The sequence below is a fragment of the Evansella sp. AB-P1 genome (genome assembly GCF_029688925.1).
Lineage (GTDB): Bacteria > Bacillota > Bacilli > Bacillales > Salisediminibacteriaceae > Evansella.
Genome location: NZ_JARUKY010000006.1, coordinates 187,310 through 207,590, shown reverse-complemented (window position 1 = coordinate 207,590; position 20,281 = coordinate 187,310). Strand labels below are relative to the sequence as shown.

General features: G+C 38.8%; 19 protein-coding genes. 11 read left to right on the top strand and 8 right to left on the bottom strand.

The window, feature by feature from the left end; genetic code table 11:
- Positions 1 to 198: 198 nt before the first annotated feature.
- The 7 genes from thrB to QA612_RS08080 all read right to left on the bottom strand — a co-directional run bounded on the left by thrB (position 199) and on the right by QA612_RS08080 (position 9,181).
- Positions 199 to 1,131 (bottom strand): homoserine kinase, encoded by a 933-nt coding sequence (gene thrB / locus QA612_RS08110; RefSeq protein WP_278283289.1) that lies wholly within the window; start codon positions 1,129 to 1,131, stop codon positions 199 to 201.
- Positions 1,128 to 2,192, bottom strand: coding sequence for a threonine synthase (gene thrC / locus QA612_RS08105; protein WP_278283288.1), 1,065 nt, complete (start codon positions 2,190 to 2,192; stop codon positions 1,128 to 1,130). Before thrC ends, thrB begins: the two co-directional genes overlap by 4 nt.
- The gene (locus tag QA612_RS08100; protein ID WP_278283287.1) at positions 2,189 to 3,490 is read right to left on the bottom strand and encodes a homoserine dehydrogenase; all 1,302 of its coding nucleotides are present in this window, start codon (positions 3,488 to 3,490) and stop codon (positions 2,189 to 2,191) included. The genes thrC and QA612_RS08100 overlap by 4 nt, the downstream gene beginning before the upstream one ends.
- A 369-nt stretch (positions 3,491 to 3,859) precedes the next feature.
- Entirely contained in the window at positions 3,860 to 5,134 is a 1,275-nt protein-coding gene (gene iscB / locus QA612_RS08095) for an RNA-guided endonuclease IscB (protein WP_278283286.1), read from the bottom strand.
- A 384-nt stretch (positions 5,135 to 5,518) separates the two neighbouring features.
- Positions 5,519 to 5,878, bottom strand: coding sequence for a hypothetical protein (locus tag QA612_RS08090; protein ID WP_278283285.1), 360 nt, complete (start codon positions 5,876 to 5,878; stop codon positions 5,519 to 5,521).
- 127 nt (positions 5,879 to 6,005) lie between these two features.
- A complete protein-coding gene (locus tag QA612_RS08085) occupies positions 6,006 to 7,172 on the bottom strand; it encodes a M20 family metallopeptidase (RefSeq protein ID WP_278283284.1) in 1,167 nt (388 codons plus the stop codon).
- A gap of 452 nt (positions 7,173 to 7,624) precedes the next feature.
- Entirely contained in the window at positions 7,625 to 9,181 is a 1,557-nt protein-coding gene (locus tag QA612_RS08080; RefSeq protein WP_278283283.1) for an FAD-dependent oxidoreductase, read from the bottom strand.
- 430 nt (positions 9,182 to 9,611) lie between these two features.
- Here QA612_RS08080 and mscL point away from each other — a divergent pair, with 430 nt between their 5' ends.
- From mscL to QA612_RS08045, 7 genes are all read left to right on the top strand, one after another.
- The gene (gene mscL / locus QA612_RS08075) at positions 9,612 to 10,091 is read left to right on the top strand and encodes a large conductance mechanosensitive channel protein MscL (protein WP_278283282.1); all 480 of its coding nucleotides are present in this window, start codon (positions 9,612 to 9,614) and stop codon (positions 10,089 to 10,091) included.
- A gap of 233 nt (positions 10,092 to 10,324) precedes the next feature.
- Positions 10,325 to 10,546, top strand: coding sequence for a hypothetical protein (locus QA612_RS08070; protein ID WP_278283281.1), 222 nt, complete (start codon positions 10,325 to 10,327; stop codon positions 10,544 to 10,546).
- Between the two features lie 778 nt (positions 10,547 to 11,324).
- Complete coding sequence (coaA, locus tag QA612_RS08065; RefSeq protein WP_278283280.1) at positions 11,325 to 12,275, top strand: type I pantothenate kinase; 951 nt, start codon at positions 11,325 to 11,327, stop codon at positions 12,273 to 12,275.
- A gap of 75 nt (positions 12,276 to 12,350) precedes the next feature.
- Positions 12,351 to 13,070 (top strand): 5-oxoprolinase subunit PxpB, encoded by a 720-nt coding sequence (pxpB, locus tag QA612_RS08060; RefSeq protein WP_278283279.1) that lies wholly within the window; start codon positions 12,351 to 12,353, stop codon positions 13,068 to 13,070.
- A 22-nt stretch (positions 13,071 to 13,092) separates the two neighbouring features.
- Complete coding sequence (locus tag QA612_RS08055; protein ID WP_278283278.1) at positions 13,093 to 13,878, top strand: LamB/YcsF family protein; 786 nt, start codon at positions 13,093 to 13,095, stop codon at positions 13,876 to 13,878.
- Positions 13,865 to 14,851 carry a 5-oxoprolinase subunit C family protein gene (locus tag QA612_RS08050; RefSeq protein ID WP_278283277.1) on the top strand — a complete coding sequence of 329 codons (987 nt, stop codon included), beginning with the start codon at positions 13,865 to 13,867 and terminating at the stop codon, positions 14,849 to 14,851. The genes QA612_RS08055 and QA612_RS08050 overlap by 14 nt, the downstream gene beginning before the upstream one ends.
- Before the next feature lie 19 nt (positions 14,852 to 14,870).
- Complete coding sequence (locus QA612_RS08045) at positions 14,871 to 15,251, top strand: RidA family protein (protein WP_278283276.1); 381 nt, start codon at positions 14,871 to 14,873, stop codon at positions 15,249 to 15,251.
- Between the two features lie 298 nt (positions 15,252 to 15,549).
- Here QA612_RS08045 and QA612_RS08040 read toward each other — a convergent pair whose 3' ends face one another.
- Positions 15,550 to 16,290, bottom strand: a complete 741-nt coding sequence (locus QA612_RS08040) for a 5-formyltetrahydrofolate cyclo-ligase (RefSeq protein ID WP_278283275.1) — start codon at positions 16,288 to 16,290, stop codon at positions 15,550 to 15,552.
- A gap of 223 nt (positions 16,291 to 16,513) precedes the next feature.
- On the opposite strand from QA612_RS08040, the gene QA612_RS08035 reads away from it, so the two are divergent.
- The 4 genes from QA612_RS08035 to QA612_RS08020 all read left to right on the top strand — a co-directional run bounded on the left by QA612_RS08035 (position 16,514) and on the right by QA612_RS08020 (position 20,275).
- Positions 16,514 to 17,338 carry a 3-hydroxybutyrate dehydrogenase gene (locus tag QA612_RS08035; protein WP_278283274.1) on the top strand — a complete coding sequence of 275 codons (825 nt, stop codon included), beginning with the start codon at positions 16,514 to 16,516 and terminating at the stop codon, positions 17,336 to 17,338.
- 114 nt (positions 17,339 to 17,452) lie between these two features.
- Entirely contained in the window at positions 17,453 to 18,754 is a 1,302-nt protein-coding gene (locus QA612_RS08030) for a substrate-binding domain-containing protein (RefSeq protein WP_481804422.1), read from the top strand.
- A gap of 14 nt (positions 18,755 to 18,768) precedes the next feature.
- Positions 18,769 to 19,590: an ABC transporter ATP-binding protein gene (locus QA612_RS08025; protein WP_278283272.1), complete on the top strand. Its 822-nt coding sequence runs from the start codon at positions 18,769 to 18,771 to the stop codon at positions 19,588 to 19,590.
- Entirely contained in the window at positions 19,571 to 20,275 is a 705-nt protein-coding gene (locus tag QA612_RS08020; RefSeq protein WP_278283271.1) for an ABC transporter ATP-binding protein, read from the top strand. Before QA612_RS08025 ends, QA612_RS08020 begins: the two co-directional genes overlap by 20 nt.
- Positions 20,276 to 20,281: the final 6 nt, after the last annotated feature.

Below are 20,281 nucleotides of genomic sequence, written 5' to 3'. Positions count from 1 at the left end.
TAATATACAGAAAAGAAGGAACGGAATGTGTCTAACTTGTGTCTATGGTGAGTAAACTCGCTGCAACGGAGAGTAAACGATTAATAACTATGGAATGTAAATTCCATCATAATCAAAGTTACCTCAAATCTATATAAAAAACCCTATCCTTAGTTACCGTCAACGTAACTTAGAATAGGGTAAATAAAATTTATACAATTAAGGAAGAATACTCTCTGACGATGAAACAGCATGCTTTACGGTGACACCGTGAGTATCTATCTTCAACAATTGAATGTCGTGCTCTCTAAAGTGATCCTTTAAGAAAGCTTTTACGTGACGACCGTTACCAACCTGTGTAAAAAACAATACAATTGGTCCAGCCCCACTTAAGGAAACTCCATATACATCATCAAGTTCTAACGATAGTTCATATGCCTTTCTTAATTCCTGAACGACAGATTCACGGTATGGCTGATGGAAGAGATCCTTCGACATCATTTTCCCAACTACATCCCATTTATTTTGAAGAAGTGCCGCAACTAAAACGTTACTAACACTACTAGCCTTCACCGCGTCACGGTAGGAGAACTCGGTAGGCAATAAATTACGTGAAATCTTTGTTTTTAACTCATATTGAGGAACAATGGCAACGATATCTACTTCAGGTACACCACCTAAAATGATATCTGTATCATCTTCGCGATGACTTCCAATGACAAGCCCTCCATATAGGGAAGCAGTTACGTTATCTGGATGTCCTTCGAAAGCGCTAGATCTCCGGGCCTTCTCGTCCTGTGACATCTCCAAGCCGAGAAGTTGATCAGCCAATTCAATGCCAGCGATAATAGCAGATGCACTACTCCCTAAACCACGTGACATTGGAATATCACTGTCCATCTCTACAAAACAAGGTGGAAGCTCTTGTTCATAGTCAGCAGCTACGGAGGCAGCAATTTCATAAATTAAATTGTCTTTTCCAGTTGGTAGCCCTGCTAACTCCTTCGATTGAGAAACAAACTCCCAAGAGTCACTTCGTTTTACATGAAGAGTTAAATAACGATCCACTGCTAAACCCACTGAATCAAATCCAGGACCTAGGTTTGCCGTACTCCCAGGAACTGTTATAGAAAACATGGCATCGTTAATCATGATTTTACACGCCCTAGGATGTGATCAAAGACCACTTCTTCTTCGTTTGGTAAAACCACTGGTTCAAAGTTAGCCGAATCAATGGCGCAATTTGGATCCTTTAGTCCGTTCCCAGTTAAAACAGCAACAACCTTCGAACCTTTTTTAATTTTTCCAGCCTCTAAATCTTTCTTTACACCTGCAATGGATGCACATGAAGCTGGTTCTGCAAAAACTCCTTCCTCTTGTGCAATTAATTTATATGCTTCAAGGATTTCCTCATCTGTAACATAATCAATAGCTCCATTTGATGATTGAGCCGCATCTACTGCTTTATCCCAGCTTGCTGGATTTCCAATTCGAATTGCTGTTGCAATTGTTTCAGGCTCTTCAATTACTTCATTACGAACGATAGCAGCGGCTCCTTCTGCTTCAAATCCTCTCATTTGAGGAAGACCAGTATTATATTTCTCATGATACTCTTTAAAGCCTTTCCAGTATGCCGTAATGTTACCTGCGTTCCCAACTGGAATTGCTAATACATCTGGCGCTGTTCCAAGTTGATCACAAACTTCAAATGCAGCCGTCTTTTGTCCTTCAATACGAAATGGATTTACGGAATTTACTAAAGTAATTGGTGATACCTCAGCTAAATTACGGACCATTTGTAATGCATTATCAAAATTTCCTTTGATGGCATAAATTTCAGCTCCGTACATGACAGCTTGAGCTAGCTTACCCATGGCAATTTTGCCGTCCGGAATAACAATAATACACCGAAGATTTGCGCGGGCTGCATAGGCAGCAGCAGCAGCAGACGTATTTCCAGTTGAGGCACACATAATTGCCTTACTTCCTGCTTCCTTTGCTTTTGCAACAGCCATAACCATACCTCTATCTTTAAAGGATCCAGTTGGATTGGCTCCTTCATATTTTACATATAGCTCAATACCCCATTTTTCCGATAAGCTCTCTAAATGAACCAGTGGTGTATTTCCTTCATTTAACGTTAACCTTGGAGTATTTTCATTTACCGGTAAAAACTGTTCATATTCGTTTATTAAACCTTGCCATCTTTTCATTGAATGCCATCTCCTTCAACTCGGTAGCTACTTTTTACATCTTCCACTACATCTAAATCCTTTAATTGCATTAAAATATTTTCAAAATCTTTCTTTGTTGCTTTATGAGTAATCATGATAATTTCAGCAAGCTTACTATCTTTCACTGGTAGCTGCAGAATTTTTTCCAAGCTTACATTTTGGTCTGAAAATAAGGAAGTTAATGCTGCAAAAGTTCCTGATTGGTCCTTTGCATGAATACGTAAGAAGTATTTTGCATTTACTTCCTCTGCAGACTTTAATTTTTTGTCAAATTGTGGCATAACAGCACTATTTCCGTTTACTCCTAGTCGCATGTTTTTTACAACCTCTACTAAATCAGATACGACAGCTGTTGCTGTTGGTAGCTTTCCAGCACCAGGACCGTAAAACATCGTTTCACCAACCGCTTCACCGTACACATAAACAGCGTTAAATTCGTTATGGACAGAAGCTAAAGGGTGAGAGTGAGGTACTAAAGTTGGTTGAACGCAAATTTCAACCTTATCACCTGCACGACTAGCTAAACCAATGAGCTTCATCGTATATCCTAGCTGATCACCATACTCTAAATCTTCTTTTGTTACGCGAGAAATTCCAGATACCTCTACATCATCTAAATCAATGTTCATAGAAAAACCTAATGTTCCGAGTATTGCGATTTTTCTAGCTGCATCTAGCCCTTCCACATCTGAGGTTGGATCAGATTCAGCATACCCAAGCTCTTGTGCTTCCTTTAGTACTTCTTCGTATTCTCTTCCTTCTTGGGACATCTTTGTTAAAATGTAGTTTGTCGTCCCATTAACGATTCCCATCATTTTTGTAATTCGGTCAGAGGCTAGCCCTTCTACTAAACTACGTAATATAGGGATTCCACCGGCAACACTCGCTTCATAAAAGAGATCGCATTGGTTTTCTACAGCAGTTTGAAGCAACTCACTTCCGTATAATGCCATTAGATCTTTATTAGCCGTTACAACGTGTTTTTTATTTCGAAGTGCTCTTAAAATATAGTCGCGAGTCTTCTCAACACCGCCCATAACTTCTATAATAACATCTATATCAGGATCGTTCAGTACCTCATCAACATCTTTTGTAAGTCTCGTGCCATTAAGGTATACATCACGCTTTTTTTCTAAGTCGTTTACTAATATCTTTCGTACTTTCACTTCACAGCCTACCTGATGCATTAGTTTATCTTGATGCTGATCAATTATTTGTACGACTCCACTTCCCACTGTTCCCAAACCTAGAAGTCCTACAGAAACCTTTCTAACCATTTTTCTCGCCCCTTCGATATGTCTACTTATGAAAGACACCTGTTTATATATAAGAGACATTATAGTGGTGAATAAGGAAGATTACAACCCCTAAACGGAAACTAATTTTGAATAATGAAAAAATGCGCATTCGTGTATGGTTATGTAACCGGTACCAACATAGGAGTATCGCATGGAGGTAGGCACCTAACATAGTATCTATAACTTTTTATAAAATATCTTTTTAAAAAGGGACTAATCTTTATAAAGATCAGTCCTCAAATAATGTTCGTCTTTAATTCAATTCTTAAATTAAGTAATTTTACCTAAAGCAGAAAGTTTGAATGTAATATCATTATTTTTTATTCTTCAATTTTTCATGACACTTGTTCACAGAGAAACCCCCGAATTCATTCGTGGGGAGGAATGTGAACGGTCCTCTCTCCTTTCGACTAGCCACGAACTAGCTTTTTCTTTGATTACTAGTTTCTTAAAACTACAGCTACGACTTATAACGGTTCCATCTAACAACCTAATGTCAAAGTATCCTGTCTGTCTTCTTCCAAAGATAAAACACGTTTGACCTTCGTATGCCACTTTATCAAAGAGTTGGAATCCTTTAACGAATCGCTTTGCCTTGTTGGATTTACGGATACCAGCTTTGAGGATAGTCGCTTTATGAAGTTGACGATTATTTTTTCTTACTTGCTTATAGAAATAAGTTACTCCTGCTGGTTCTGCTAATGGATGGCCACTAATACAACGGGCATCAACTATATGAGTTTTATCCAATCCGTTTACTATTCGTGTATTTTTAGTGATATAGCCATAGGTTAGTTTAACAATTGGAAACATTTCTCTTATACTGTTATAGATAAACCAACGTAATACAGTCATTTGAGAAGCATCCCGATAAGAATCAGACTTTCTTTTGAATAAGTGTTCCAATCCTTCTTTATGGATTTTCTTATGACATGTCTCGCATAGGGTTATCAGGTTGTTAGGGGAATCTCCACCTGTCTTCCTACTTTCTATGTGATGAACATTAAGTATCTTATCCTTAGATTTCCCTTTACAGTGTTGGCATGTATGGTTGTCTCTGTAAAAGACATACTCTCTAACATTCCAAAATCCCCATTGCTCTCCTTGTTGATAGGCAACACCTTCAATATCAGGGTTTTTGATTTTCTGAATATCGAATTGTGCTACTTCTACCGTTATGCTCTTAATCGGCAGTATCTTATTGATTTTATTAATGAAGGTTACATGAGAATCTATTTTATGTTTCACAGAGGGAGCTAACCACCCTTTGTCTTTCTTGCGGTTGAGAAACTTCGCCTTACGATAGCGTGTTTTGCGGTTTCTTCTAGCTCTCCTGAACTCTCTTTTGGTAGACAGTAAATTTTGAATATCAGTTCTTAATTGAACTTCCCCTTCAAAAAGGACGTTCTTCTCTGTAGTAGCACTAACACCTATATGTTTAGTTCCTGCATCAACACCTAATGAAACAGGTTGCTTGTATCCACTGGAACCGTATAGTAATTGAATGGTAAATGGCGTTTGCTTTACTACCTTTGCTTTCTTTTCTTTTAATAGTAATCTAGCTTTTTTTGGTTTACATGGCATTAATGGTTCGCCATGTTTGTTCAACACGTACACTAACATAATGAGTGTACCTCCTTTCAGGAGTAAGGTATTCTTCGCCAATGTTGGAAAAGGCTTTTTACACTTGTAACACCGTCCGTAACCCTTTAGGATTTTTAATCACAAGCGATAGGGCTTACAGCTAGAATTCGCACCGTAAGGTATCATGACCTATCCAACGTAGTTCAACTTATCGTGAACTTAAGCTAGTCAACTAGGCTTCTTCAAGCCCACGGCTTTAGCCATTGGGTAGTTGACTTCGTTTATAACGCAAGAAAGTCACCTCGTTTTTGCTAAAATAATTAAAACTACCATTTTTAATAGTAAATGAGTGATTATTAAACGAATATAGATAATAATGACAGTTCTATGTCCATTTCCTGAACGTTTTTTTAGATTAGTATTTTATCCTATACTCATTCTTTCATAGTTTTTCAAATGATAGATAATCTCTGAGACTCGATTATCTGAGCTGATTTCTACATTATATAGGTAAGAGTTAGATAATTCCTTCTTCAAGAGAACAGTACCCGTCAACGTCATTTCAATAAACCCTATAAAAAAAGTGAAGGAAAGTTCAATATTGTTATCTGTTGGTAATTGAAGTGTTGTTTGAAAGGTCAAGTTGCTATTACTAAGATCAATGAGTTCCCCTTCTCCTTTAGATGAACTTACTTTTTTCCTGTTGATTTTACTTATCTGAAAAATAATAGGTGTCGGTTGTGTTAATTTATATGTGATTGTATTACCTTGCTTATTGCACACGGGGTACACCTCATTTTTATAGAAATAAATATGTTTAGTCTCTTATATACTAAAATAGTTAAGAAACGACCAAAATACTGATTAATGACAGTTGTGTGAAAAAGTCTCTATTTAAGTACGTTTCTACCTAAAATTTGCTTTTAAATTCTTTTCTTATTGCTTCACGTAACGTTTCGTTCTTTAACACGTCTAGGCCGGTTAAGGCTAACGCTTTAGCTCCTACTATCATACCTTCGAAACCAAAATCACTTAAAGCAGCTTCGCGAAACTCGTGTGTATGGGCGATGATTGGTGATTGACTAATTTTAATGTAAGGATGAATGGCAGGGACACGATGACTTACATTCCCCATATCCAGTGAACCGCCACCGGAATCTTCACCAATCTCATTTATATTGATCCCGATGTCTACAAGACTATTCGTAAAAGCCTCAGACAATGCTACGTTTGTTACCATATCATCATAGGAGTACTCATAATTAGATATTTCTAGTGTTGCACCTGTACCTAAAGCAGCTCCTTCCGCACAAGCCTTTACTTTCGCAACAACCTCATTTAGTTGTGAACGCTGCTTAGCACGAACATAAAACTGACAAACAGCATAATCTGGAACAACATTAGCGGCTTTTCCACCTTCAGAGATTATACCGTGAATTCTTACATCATCTGTCACGTGCTGACGTAAGGCATTTATACTATTAAAGGTTTGAATTACGGCATCTAAAGCGTTTATCCCTTCTTGTGGAGCAGCGGCTGCATGGGCAGCACGCCCTTTAAAGGCAAATTGCAACGCATCCATCGCTAAGGAGGATCCACTTTTTACATAAGTATCATTTGGATGACACATTAATGCTACATCTAAGTGATCGAATATTCCTTCCTCAGCCATTGTTACCTTTGCCCCGCGAGTTTCTTCTGCTGGTGTACCGTAAACAAATATTTTCCCACCAGTACTTTCATTAAGAACTTTACTTAACGCAATGCCAGCTGCAATTGCCATCGTTCCAATTAAGTTATGCCCACACGCATGTCCCACTTCTGGTAATGCATCATATTCTGCCATAAATCCTATTTGAGGACCTGGCTTACCACTATCGAAAGTGGCTTCAAAGGCTGTTGGCTGCTCTACGATACCAGTTTCAACAGAAAAACCATGTTTCTGAAGCTCTTCCGTTAATGTTTTACAGGCTTTATGTTCTTCATTCCCAAGTTCTGGGTTATGACCGATGAACTGACTGATTCGGTAAAACTCTTCTCGCAAAGATTCTATTGTATGTAAAATTTGATCCTTCAAATGGTTTCCCTCATTTCAAAAGAATATGTCTTTGTTACACTTATTTTAATAGCTAAAAAGATGACTGTCATCTTTTTGAAAAATCAAAAAATTCACCGGGGTTTTATAGTGAAATAGGAACTAGAGAAGGGGGAATGAAGTGGCGATGTTTTATGTTTAAATGAGAAAGAGGAAGAATAATCTACTAATGAAAATAAATGGAAATGAGAAATGCTATGGTCAAGAAGGCTAAATTAAGGGTAGAACTCCATTCAAGTGAAATTTGCACCATGGGGTATGAAAATATTCTTTCTAAGCAGGTTATTCGTGAAGCATATGCTCGTAGCAGGAGTCGCTTCCCTTCACTACTGAACGCATCTAGGGTAGCCTTATTAAAAACCTTGCCCCTAGGAAGGAAATGATGTTTTCTCCGTAGTGGAACATTTCTTAAAGGGGCAAGAGTCGTATAGTTACTAGCTTAAACCTTCGTCACCATCTACGCGCCGTAGAGGTTCTTTTGCAGGACCTTCAATCACTTCACCAGTATAGGAGAATCGCGACCCGTGGCAAGGACAATCCCATGTACAATCACCGTTATTCCATTCTACCTCACAGCCCATATGTGTACATGTGGTATCTACAACATGTAGCTCCCAATTTTCATCTCGATAAGCACCAGCCCGACTACCATTCACACGGACAATGGCGCCTTCTTTTGGCATAACATCCTCTGGTTTTTTTGTTACACGTTCGAGCTTCCCTTTCATAAAGTGCTTGGCAACGTCCCAATTTTCTTTAAATAAATGCTTTAAGCTTGGATCTGCCTGAAATCTTTCTGTAGAGAAGACCTCCATTTCTGGCGTGTTTTTATCCATCACATAGTCACGTAAAATAAATCCAGCAGCAGTTCCTGACGTCATTCCCCATTTTCGATAGCCAGTGGCAACAAAAATATTAGTATGCAATGAGGAAACTGGTCCGATGTAAGGGACATTGTCTTGTGTATATAGATCTTGTGTAGCCCAACGATAGGGAATATCCGTTATTTCAAAGACTTCTTCACCGAACTTCTTCAATGCTTCATAATGCATCATCATGGGTTCGCCTTGTCCCGTTTTATGGCCTTCCCCTCCAAGTAATAAATGAGTTTCGCCATTGATTGTAACGGTACGGACGGAACGCTTTGTATCATCAACACTTAAGTACATTCCTTTTAGCTCATCAACATTTCCTTTCGCAGCAACCACGTAAGATCGTTCGGAATGCATACGGGCAAAATAAAATCCTTCTGCTTCATAAAAAGGGAAATGTGTACATGATAAAACGTTGTGACAAGTAATATAATGTCCGTCTCTCGTGTCTACTGTTAAAAAATCTTCTCCTGTTTCTGACTCAGTCATAATACTTACAGCTGTTGTTCCTTCATATATTTTCCCGCCATTAGCTATGAACTCGTCTAATAATGTTTGTAAATAATTTAATGGGTGAAATTGAGCTTGTTTTTTTATTGCAATAGCTCTCCTAGAGTCAACATTAAATGGCACTGAATCATAAATTTCAGAAGGAATACCTAATCTTTGATAAGCTTTATATTCCTTTTCTAATTTACGAATAGCCTTTTCTGTTGTTCCGTATAATACAGCATCCTTTTCCTGGAAATCACAATCGATCTGGTGCTCCTTTACCGTATCACGAATGAAATCTAAAGCGTTTGTATTTGTTTTATAGTATTTCTTAGCAAAGTCTTCACCAAAATGTTCAATAAGCTCATCATAAATAATGCCGTGTTGTGCAGTAATTTTTGCAGTTGTATGTCCTGTTGTTCCATTAAATACAGAAGTAGCCTCAAGAATAATAACCTTATATCCTTCTTTACTTAATAAATAACCTGCTGTAATCCCAGTAATCCCAGCACCAACAATGACCACATCACATGATCCATTTTCCTTTAACGGTTCAAACGATGGTCTTGATGTAGAATCTAGCCAAAATGATTCGGGGTCCTTCGGTAGTCCTTCATAATTATTCATAGAAAATCATCCTCCGTATCCTTCCTTAAACTACGTTTACAATAACTACCTTTTATTTTTTGACATAGGTATCCTTTTCTATGCACGAAAACACGACATTTGTAGAAAAAAATGGATAGTAATTATTTGGAGAGTTGACAACCTGGTATATGAATTTTCACCATTAGGGGGATGAAAATATTTTTTCGAGGATGGTTCATCCTTTCCTGGCGAATCAATTACTGCTTAGTCAAGCCCACGCCCTGTGGGTACGGCGTAATGTCGTCATCCTAGCTCCCACAGGCATAATTGCCCCACCTGTTCATGCTTCACGTTACTGTCTTACCATGGGGAGGAATTGCAAGTCAGCTATTATCAATGGAATATTCTAATAGGACGACCTCATATATTTAATGGATAACATTTGTAATAGAGGGGTTTGAAAAGTAATATGACATTCTTTAAAGGTTTCAAGGAGTTTGCTGTAAGAGGAAATGTAGTGGATATGGGAATTGGAGTAATTATAGGGGCAGCTTTCGGAAAAATTGTAAATTCCTTTGTTTCGGATGTACTCATGCCTCCCCTAGGCTTATTTCTCGGAAAAGTTAATTTTTCTAACCTATATGTTAATTTATCTGGCGGTAATTATAATACCCTTTCGGAAGCAGAAGAGGCTGGAGCAGCAACCATCAATTATGGACTTTTCTTAGAATCAATCATTCATTTTGTTATCATTGCATTTGCCGCTTATTTGATTATTATCCAAATGAACAAGCTCAGACGTGTGTCCATGGAGTCAACTAGAACAAAAACGTGTCCCTATTGTTATTCGGATATTCCATCTCGAGCCCTTCGCTGCCCTAAATGTACCTCTGGAATTGATGAAAAACGGCAAAATACACGTCCAGAAAAAATCGTTCGAATTCGTTAACAGGCATAAAGTATATGGGATGAACAAACCTAGTATTTGGGTGGAATACTAGGTTTATTTATTTTGTAATAGCGTTTGGTTTTTGGTTCTGCCTACCGTGAAAATAGCTAATATTAATAAGTTCAATAATGGAGAATGAAGGAGCATGAGAGAGCTTGAAGTAGGGGGGAGGAAGCAGGTACAGCCGAAGCAGGTACAAAAAATCCCGGTTCAATCAGAGAGCAAGAAGGAGAATGAGGGAGATTGAACCAGGGGAAAAGGAAGCAGGTACAGCCAAAGCAGGTACAAAAACCCCTGGTTCAATCCACGAGCATGAGGGAGTGAGTATTTTCATCTTCCATGGTGTAAATTCACAATTGCATGTGAGGTCTATCCTCGTAACTAAAGAAGACTCGTTATTGTTCACGCAATCGGAGGAAAAGAAATTTTGCGGTAATATAGAAGGTCGTCAATAAGCCTGCAAATGGAGAAAAGAAGAAATGCGGTAGACAAGAAGCGTTCTAGAAGCCCGCAAATCAAGAAAAAACAAAAATGCAGTAGACAAGAAGCGTTCTAGAAGCCTGCAAATCAGGAAAAAACAAAAATGCGGTAGTCAAGAAACGTGTAGGCGTCTGCAAAACTACAAAATCATAATGTGACCGCAATGAAAAAATCATTTTCTTCCCCCATGGTGCAAATCCTTACTTACATGGGAAGTTTACCATGAAAATAAGTGATAGTTCAGGAGTGTAGGATCCCGACTCCAGTTGGATTAGCAACTGGTGAAGTCACAACACTTCAAGAAGCGTTCTAAAGGCCCGGAAAGTAGGGAAATCATGAAATGCGGTAGCTTAGTAACTTTCCGCTAATCCTTTGCAGAGCTCCCCTGTTCCTACAAATCATTAATTTACTGTTTGTAGGAACGGAGGCACCACACCCTGTGCCAGCAAACGTCTATTTCACTGTTTGCAGGAACGGAGACACCATCCTCTGTGCCCGCAAATCTCTATTTTACTGTTTGCAGGAACGGAGGCACCATCCTCTGTGCCTACAAGCAGCGTTTATGCAATTTGCAGTACAATAGGGGCGTGTTTCCATCCCCATGGTTATAGTGAATATATACAGAGCACAGCTGTAAATTTTTTCAACAAAGCTTAATGAAGTGCGTAACAGTGTACTTTCATATACAATAGGGAGTGGTTACAAAATGTGACAAGATAAAGAAAATTTAACGATAAATAATAGAGGTGTGACATGAGAAACCAAGACAACATTACTCCCTACATTACATTCAATCGTGATGAATGGGCTAGTCTCCGTTCATCAACACCAATGACAATTACGGAAAAAGATATAGAAGAACTGAAAGGGTTAAATGATGTTCTAAACATCGATGAAATTGAACAAATTTATTTGCCATTATCTAGGCTTCTTTTTTTACATACAATGGCTGTAAAAGAGCTGCATGAAAGTAGAAATATGTTTTTACGGACACAAGTAAAAAAAGTTCCTTACATAATTGGGGTAGCTGGAAGTGTTGCCGTAGGGAAAAGTACTATGAGTCGTGTATTGAAAACATTAATATCAAGGTGGCCAAATAAACCGAGAGTGGAGCTTTTGACAACTGATGGTTTCTTATACCCGAATAAATTTTTACAGGAAAACGGGTTAATGGATAAAAAAGGTTTTCCAGAAAGCTATGATATTACTAGCTTAATAAACGTTTTATCACAATTGAAATCAGGGAATGAAAAGGTTACGGCACCTATTTATTCTCATATCACATATGATGTTATTCCTGATCAGGTGCAGACGATTGAAAGTCCAGATGTAGTCATTGTAGAAGGAATAAATGTTTTGCAGCCTCCTAAATTGTTGGAAGGAAAGACAATCGACCAAATATCTGTGTCAGACTTTTTTGACTTTTCTATTTATGTGGATGCAGCTGAAAGCAATATTTTTAAATGGTATGTAGATCGATTTAAAATTTTAAAGGAAACAGCATTCAGACACGAAAAGTCATATTTTAAAAAGTTTGCTGGTATTAATGATGAAGAAGCCTTTGAACTAGCAAAAGATATTTGGGATAAAATAAATAAGGTGAACTTGCAAGAAAATATTTTACCGACTAGAAATCGTGCGGATTTAATACTTTACAAAGGAAATCACCATCTAGTTGATTCCGTTAAAATGAGAAAAATTTAATGGATATGTTTTACATAAAACTCCTGTGTAATCAATAGGAATACGTGTGGGATCCATGAAAAAGGGGTGGGGACATTGAGTAGTTTTACAGTAATGCCTCTTGGTGATAAAGGAATAAGGATTGATTTGGGTAATGTCATTTCTCCAGCTATAAACAGTTATGTTCATCAGCTAGGAGAACTAGTGGAAAAAAGAAGCATAGCCGGTATTGAGGAAGTTGTTCCAGCCTATTCAACCTTAACCATATACTACAATCCAATAATCATATCCTATGAATCTTTGAAATTACAGCTTACTGAACTTGGCAGTAAGCTTTCTCCATCTGCAAAATGGAAACGGAGAAAAATAATTTTACCTGTTTTTTATGGGGGAATTCTAGGTCCTGATCTAGAATATATAGCACGTTACCATTCTTTATCCATCGATGATGTTATTCAAATCCATGCGAAGCCAGTCTATCTCACATACATGATCGGATTTTCACCGGGATTCCCTTATCTTGGGGGATTAGATAAAAGACTAGCTACGCCTAGACGAAGTAACCCTAGGAAAAAGGTGTTGGCAGGTTCAGTAGGAATTGCCGGGTCCCAAACAGGGGTATATTCTATTGACAGTCCTGGTGGCTGGCAAATTATAGGTCGGACTCCAGTCCCATTATTTCGTCCAAATGATAAGGAACCAACCTTATTTCAAGCTGGTGATTATCTTCAGTTTCAATCTATAACGAAAGAAGAGTATGAGAGCATTGCTGATGAGTGTTTAAGAGGCGTCTACAAAACAGTCATTCAATTGTAAAAGGAAAAGGTGTGGGAGATGCATGGGAAAACTAATTGATTTGAATAGTGATATTGGTGAAAGCTTCGGTGCCTATAAAATTGGAAATGATGAAAATGTTCTTCAGTATATTACTTCTGCCAATATTGCATGTGGCTATCATGCAGGAGATCATAATGTCATGCATCGAACCGTAAAACTGGCTACAGAAAACAATGTAAGTATCGGAGCTCATCCGGGCTTGCCAGATCTCATGGGTTTTGGACGAAGGATGATGGAAGTGTCACCGTCTGATGTTTATAATATGGTTGTATACCAAGTAAGTGCTCTTCAAGGTTTTTTACATATTCAAAAGGAAAAGCTTCACCATGTTAAGCCTCATGGTGCTTTATTTAATATGGCTGCAACGAATACGGATATTGCCAGGTCGATTGCAATGGCAGTAAAGGATATTGATTCTTCTTTGATACTATATGGGCTTGCAGGAAGTGAGCTTATAAAAGAAGGGGGGAAAGTTGGTTTGTCTGTAGCACAGGAGGTATTTGCTGATCGAACGTACCAGCCAGATGGAACTTTAACTCCGAGAACACATCCTAACGGGGTAATTAGTAATGCAGAGCAAATGATGAATCAATCGTTAGAAATTGTCTTAGGGGGATTTGTTACAGCTATAGATGGTTCAAAGATTCCAATCCAAGGAGATACAATATGTGTACATGGAGATAAAACAGAATCCCTTTACTTTGTCCAGCAACTTAGAGCTACTTTTGAAGAACATGGAGTTACAGTAACATCACCTGTAGGGAGTAGATATAATGAAAATATTTGAGGTAATTGATCCAGGCTTACATACGACCGTACAAGATTTAGGGCGAATTGGTTATCAAAAATATGGTATTGTTCCTGCGGGGGCAATGGATGACTATTCCTTTCAGTTAGGGAATCTTCTTCTTGGTAATGAAAGACATGCAGCAGGCCTTGAAATTACGATGCTTGGACCAACCTTAAGGATTTTAAACGACACTGAAATAGTCATTGCAGGTGCCAATTTATCCCCTACTTTAAATAAACAGCCTATCCCCATGTGGACATCCATTCATGTTTCAAAAGGGGATGAATTAGGGTTTGGGAAACCTCAATCAGGTACAAGAGCATATATCTTAGTTGAAGGTGGAATAGACGTACCTGATGTAATGGGGAGTAAAGCAACGTATGTAAAAGCTCAAATAGGGGGATACGAAGGAAGAGCCTTGCAAGTAAAAGATGTGATTCAGTGTCACGGTTCAGTGGCCCGTATAACAGAAAATAGCATGACCAGTAATAGGAGGAAAACCATATCTTTCTCTGCTACTCCAAATTTAGAAATGAATAGCGTTATTCGTGTTATACCAGGTCCACAGGAATCCATGTTTTCAGAAGAAACAATAGAGAAATTTTATAATTCGACCTATAAAATTTCAACACAATCTGATCGAATGGGTTATCGACTTGAAGGGGAGCCTCTAATACGTCACAATAGTAATGAAATGATTACGGATGCAGTGACAGAAGGCTCCATTCAAGTTCCTAGTGACGGGCAACCAATCGTGTTAATGGCGGATCGTCAAACGTCAGGTGGATACCCTAAAATTGCCAATGTTATTAGTGTAGATTTATGGAAGGTAGCACAACGTTTACCTGGGCAAAGCCTTTCGTTTAAAAAGGTAAGTGTGACGAAAGCTCATGATGAATTAAGAAAAAGGGAACAGCTTTTTTCACAGCTTCATGTAGGTGTTACCGCACATACTTTTTCAAAAATATAAAAAGGTAAGGTGAAGAATGATGACAAAAGAAATAGTTAAAACAAATAATGCTCCTGGGGCAATTGGCCCTTATTCACAAGCAGTAATTACAGGGAATATGGTTTTTTGTTCTGGACAAATTCCACTAGTCCCTGAAACAGGTGAAATGGTGGAAGGTCTTGAAGCACAGACTGTACAAGTTTTTAAGAATGTAAAAGGTGTTTTAGAAGCTGCAGGATGTACGATGAATGATGTTGTAAAGGCAACTGTTTTTATGAAAAACATGGATGATTTTGTTCGCGTTAATGAAATTTACTCACAGCAGTTTGAAGAGCCATTTCCAGCAAGGAGTGCAGTGGAGGTAGCTCGATTACCGAAAGATGCATTAGTAGAGGTTGAAGTAATTGCGGTAAAGGGGTAGACGAATATATTGACTGCGGCATTTGGGGTTTTATAGAAAAAAGGAAGCTGACGAATGGACGATTCGTTTGGCTTCCTTTTTTTATAGAGTTTATAAATTTTTTTCTCTATGAAAGTTGTCTAGGAGACAGGACATCGATGATTTAATCGTTAATCGTTTCCCAGGACAAGTGATCACTTTTTTTATATGTTCCTGCAAAATGAAATTACACTGTTGCACACAGGACGTGGGCATTCGTACTTAAGATAAATTGAGGCCCCTTGAGCTTTTCTTATTGGCTTCTGGGATTTTTATATTTTTAAGACTTGTTTTTAGGCTGAAAGCTTGTTCCTTTTGTTAAGGTCCAAACCTCTTTTAAGACTGGCATTTCTTCCATATCCTCTTCTGATACTTCAGACCATATCATTTTCTCAGGCTTTGAATAGGGTGAATTTGTTTTAATGACCCCTTGTTCTGTTGCAATCCAATCTAACGTTAAATCGTACGGATCCTTCGGTATTTCTTCATTAATTACCTGAACAGAATGGACAGATCCAATAATAGGGATAGGTGGGTTTCCGAGTTCACGAATAATAGCGTATTCTCGATCTGCATACCCTTCTCCTTTACCAATTCGTCGTCCATCACGGTGAACAGCAACGGAACCTGCGAAGAATAAATCAATGGTAGGTAATTGTGATAGAGGAATGACCTTTCCATATTGAAGAATATTTTTTAAACTTGCAGCTTTTCTTTCTTCCCCAGGTGGAACGTTTTCTGGGGACACTAGGATAAAACCATCCTTTAGACGTGGCGTTGGGACTAAAAGTGTTTTTCCATCCTTTAATACTTGTGCACGAATAGGGAGCTGTGGAGAGTCAGGATTAATTTTGATGACCTTTGCTTGTTTGTACTCCTCCATTTGAAAAACATGCTGAGCTGCCTTTTCTGCTCCTTTGAAATTAGGGATCCTCCCCTTAAGTGGAAAAGGAAAACGCCCAACCTTTTCTTCCATCATCTTCGCCCAAACCTCTTCTCGAATTTCTTTCTTACTCCGCATCTGTAATCACCTCAATCCAATTATAGACAAGAACCTGTTTCCGTACAATTTTAGGAAGTTTTTGTGACCAAAAGTTCCGGAACCAGGTTTGGTACGATTTTGTGACATAAAAGTTCCGGAACCAGGTTCGGTACTTTTTGGTTTGGTACGATTTGTTTGGTAAGGTTTTTTGTTACTGGGTTGTTACTTTGGAGTGGTAGAAAGAGGTATGGGAGGGATTAGGGTGACGGAATGGACTGGAAAAGTGATTTTTATTACAGGGGCTGCTAGTGGAATAGGAAAAGGCATTGCCTTGGCTTTTGTTAAGTTAGGTGCCAATGTTGTGTTATGTGACTTAAAGGATGGTGGATTAAAAGAGGTGAAAGAGGAGCTTGAAATGGCTACATCAGCTACATCGGCTATATCAATAAGTGATGCAACAAAGAAAGGAGACATTCTGTTCCTTCCTTTCGATATTACGAAGGAAGAGGAAGTAAAGGATGCTGTGGATAAAGCTCTTAATAAGTTTCAGAAGATTGATGTACTTATTAACAGTGCAGGACTACAATATGTGTCCATAATTGAAGAATTTCCTCCAGAAATGTTTGAAAAGCTGTGGAGAGTCATGTGTTTTGGTCCATTTTTAACGATGAAGTACGTTCTTCCACATATGAAAGAACGGAAGTATGGACGAATTATCCACATGGCATCCATTAATGGTTTAGTAGGCTTCTCTGGAAAGGCTGCTTATAATAGCTCGAAGCACGGAGTCATTGGCTTAACGAAGGTAGCTGCTTTAGAAACAGCTGCAGAAGGAATCACCGTGAATGCCTTATGTCCTGGATATGTAGACACGCCTCTCGTTCAAAATCAGTTAGCTGATTTAGCAAGAACAAGAAAGGTCCCTCTAGAGGAGGTGTTAAATGAAGTGATTTATCCACTGGTGCCGGAAAAACGCCTTCTTTCCGTCCAGGAAATAGCAGATTACGTTGTTTTTCTAGGAAGTGAAAAGGCAAGAGGAATAACGGGGCAATCGGTAGTGATTGATGGTGGTTATACTGCGCAATAATATCTGAAAATTATGAATTTACAAATAAAATGAAACTCATTTGTAACTTGCTGGTACTACACTGTTTTTACTTGGAATCTACCCAAGAGGCATTGTCAAATTTGAAAGGGGCGAATGAAGATGAAAAGGGGTATTCAGTCGTTTTTGCTTTTATTTGTATGTTTATTTTTATTGTTATTAGCTGGTTGTGGGGATAATGATGCGGCTACTGATAATTCTGGTAATGAAAATGACAATGATGAAGTTAATGATGCTGGGAACGATGATGACAACGACGACGGAGATAGTGATAATGCTGGGGAAGTAACTGGGGATCCTATCAAAATTGGGGTTCTTACATCCCAAACTGGGATTCTTGAAGCGTATGGTCATCAGATGATTAAGGGGTTTGATATAGGGTTAGATTATGCTACCGATGGGACACGTGTGGTGAATGGTCGTCCTATAGAAGTGATTATTCGTGATACACAAACGGAACCGCAAGTTGCTGTTCAGCAAGCAACAGAGCTTTATGAAAATGAAGGGGTAGATATTCTTGTAGGGGCAGCTAGTAGTGGTGATACGCTGGCAGTATTACCTTTAGCTGAGGTTTATGAACGAATTATGATTGTGGAGCCTGCAGTAGCAGATGCTATTACTGGTTCAGAGTGGAATCCGTATATTTTCCGTACGGGGCGTAACTCCTCTCAGGATGCGGTAGCAGGGGCAGCGGCGATTGCCTCAGATGGAACAGATATTGCTATTCTTGCTCCGAACTATGCCTTCGGGTTAGATGGTGCGGAAGCATTTAAAGAAGCGGCGGAAGCGTTAGGAGCTAATATCGTTTTAGAGGAATTTCCAGCCCCTGATGCTACGGACTTTACTGCTAATATTCAACGGATTATAGATGCAGATCCTGAGTACCTTTTCGTCATATGGTCTGGAGCTAATTCGCCATGGCAAGCGCTACAGGATATGGGAGTGCAAGATCGTGGAATTACCATTTCAACAGGAGCACCGGATATTGCAGCGTTATATACAATGGATGACTTAATTGGGATGGAAGGCTTTTCTGTTTATCATTATACTCTTCCGAATAATCCAGTGAATGACTATCTTGTTGAGGAGCATATGCGTTTGCATGATGGTGAGGTGCCAGATCTATTTACAGCAGGAGGAATGGCCAGTGCAATTGCTGCAGTAGAAGCATTGACGTTAACAGGTGGCGATACGAATGCAGATGCATTAAGGGATGCCATGAAAGGGATGAGCTTTGATTCACCAAAAGGAACTATGACGTTCCGTGAAGAGGATCATCAAGCACTTCAAGCGTTGTATGCCATTGAATTACAGGAGCATGAGGATTATGACTATCCTTTACCTGTATTAATAAGAGAGCTATCACCAGAGGAAACGGCACCACCGATTCGAAACTAAAGGGGGACTCTCTCATGAATACGACGACAAAGGATGCAAAAGGCCAGTCACATGCAAAGGAAACAACGAAAGAAAAAATTATTGAGACGGTTAATGTAACAAAATCATTTGGGGGACACACCGCAGTGAACGCGGTGTCTCTCACTATTTTTGATAAGGAATTTAAATCTATCATTGGACCTAATGGAGCAGGGAAAACGACATTTTTTAACTTGCTTTCCGGTCAAATGAAGCCTACATCAGGAAAAATTCATTTCCGAGGAAAAGAAATTCATCATTTGCCACCACATAAACGAACGAAGCTTGGGATTGGAAGATCCTTTCAAATAACGAATGTATTCCCTACTCTCACTGTATTAGAAAATGTGAGGCTAGCCGTTCAAGGGAAGCACAATATTCATTATTCTATGTTTCGGCATTATCGATACTATAAGCACTTGGAGGAGGAAGCTCTGGACGCACTAGAAAGAGTGAATCTACGGGAAAAAAGTGATCAACCTGCCTCCGCTTTAGCTCATGGGGAAAAAAGAAAGCTTGAAATTGCGATCCTTCTTGCTTTAGATACGGAACTACTATTACTAGATGAACCAACGGCAGGCATGTCTATAGATGAGGTGCCACAAATTATTGAAGTTCTTGAAAACATTCGTGACCAACGTGATCGAACAATCCTCCTTATTGAACACAAAATTGATTTAGTAAAACACCTTTCTGACTCCATTGCTGTATTGTTTCACGGCAAGCAATTAGCGGATGGTTCACCGGAGGAAATTATGAATAATGAACAAGTTCAATCAGCTTATTTAGGAGGGTTGTATGACGATGCTGAAAATTAATGGCCTCCATACTCATATTGAGCAATTTCATATTCTTCAAGGCGTAGATTTAGAGGTTCCGGAGGGAAGTGTGACCGTAGTTTTAGGGAGAAATGGTGCAGGAAAAACGACTACCATCCGTTCGATCATGGGATTCTATCCAAACATGAAGGGTGAAATATTGTTTAAGGAAGAGTCGTTAATGAATTCACCAACCTATACGATAGCAAAAAAAGGGATCGGTTATGTGCCAGAGGATCAAGATATTTTTGCAGGATTAACAGTGGAAGAGAATATGCGAGTTGCTATGAGGAAAGAGGATGATAAAACATTTGAACGGCAGGAGTGGCTATTGGGTCTCTTCCCTGACTTGAAGACAGCCTGGAAGCGAAAGGGCGGTCATTTGTCAGGGGGACAAAAGCAAATGTTATCCATTGCAAGGGCGCTAGTGAATGAAACGCCTCTTCTCCTGATTGATGAACCTTCAAAAGGTCTAGCTCCCATTATGGTGGAGAAGGTAATGGAAGCCATGAACGTGATTCGGGAAACAACAACGATTCTCCTAGTGGAACAAAATTTCATGATGGCTAGTCAATTAGGGGATTATTTCTACATGATTGACGAAGGTCGAACTGTTTTTGATGGGAGTATGCAGCTTCTACTTGATGATGAAGGATTGAGGAAAAAATATTTAGGAATTGCTTAAGTTAAT

Bases quoted from the DNA above. Each gene is read 5' to 3' on its own strand.
- thrB (WP_278283289.1), bottom strand. From the start codon at position 1,131: ATGATTAACGATGCCATGTTTTCTATAACAGTTCCTGGGAGTACGGCA.
- thrC (WP_278283288.1), bottom strand. From the start codon at position 2,192: ATGAAAAGATGGCAAGGTTTAATAAACGAATATGAACAGTTTTTACCG.
- QA612_RS08100 (WP_278283287.1), bottom strand. From the start codon at position 3,490: ATGGTTAGAAAGGTTTCTGTAGGACTTCTAGGTTTGGGAACAGTGGGA.
- iscB (WP_278283286.1), bottom strand. From the start codon at position 5,134: ATGTTAGTGTACGTGTTGAACAAACATGGCGAACCATTAATGCCATGT.
- QA612_RS08080 (WP_278283283.1), bottom strand. From the start codon at position 9,181: ATGAATAATTATGAAGGACTACCGAAGGACCCCGAATCATTTTGGCTA.
- mscL (WP_278283282.1), top strand. From the start codon at position 9,612: ATGACATTCTTTAAAGGTTTCAAGGAGTTTGCTGTAAGAGGAAATGTA.
- QA612_RS08070 (WP_278283281.1), top strand. From the start codon at position 10,325: ATGAGGGAGATTGAACCAGGGGAAAAGGAAGCAGGTACAGCCAAAGCA.
- coaA (WP_278283280.1), top strand. From the start codon at position 11,325: ATGAGAAACCAAGACAACATTACTCCCTACATTACATTCAATCGTGAT.
- QA612_RS08055 (WP_278283278.1), top strand. From the start codon at position 13,093: ATGGGAAAACTAATTGATTTGAATAGTGATATTGGTGAAAGCTTCGGT.
- QA612_RS08050 (WP_278283277.1), top strand. From the start codon at position 13,865: ATGAAAATATTTGAGGTAATTGATCCAGGCTTACATACGACCGTACAA.
- QA612_RS08045 (WP_278283276.1), top strand. From the start codon at position 14,871: ATGACAAAAGAAATAGTTAAAACAAATAATGCTCCTGGGGCAATTGGC.
- QA612_RS08040 (WP_278283275.1), bottom strand. From the start codon at position 16,290: ATGCGGAGTAAGAAAGAAATTCGAGAAGAGGTTTGGGCGAAGATGATG.
- QA612_RS08030 (WP_481804422.1), top strand. From the start codon at position 17,453: ATGAAGATGAAAAGGGGTATTCAGTCGTTTTTGCTTTTATTTGTATGT.
- QA612_RS08025 (WP_278283272.1), top strand. From the start codon at position 18,769: ATGAATACGACGACAAAGGATGCAAAAGGCCAGTCACATGCAAAGGAA.
- QA612_RS08020 (WP_278283271.1), top strand. From the start codon at position 19,571: ATGACGATGCTGAAAATTAATGGCCTCCATACTCATATTGAGCAATTT.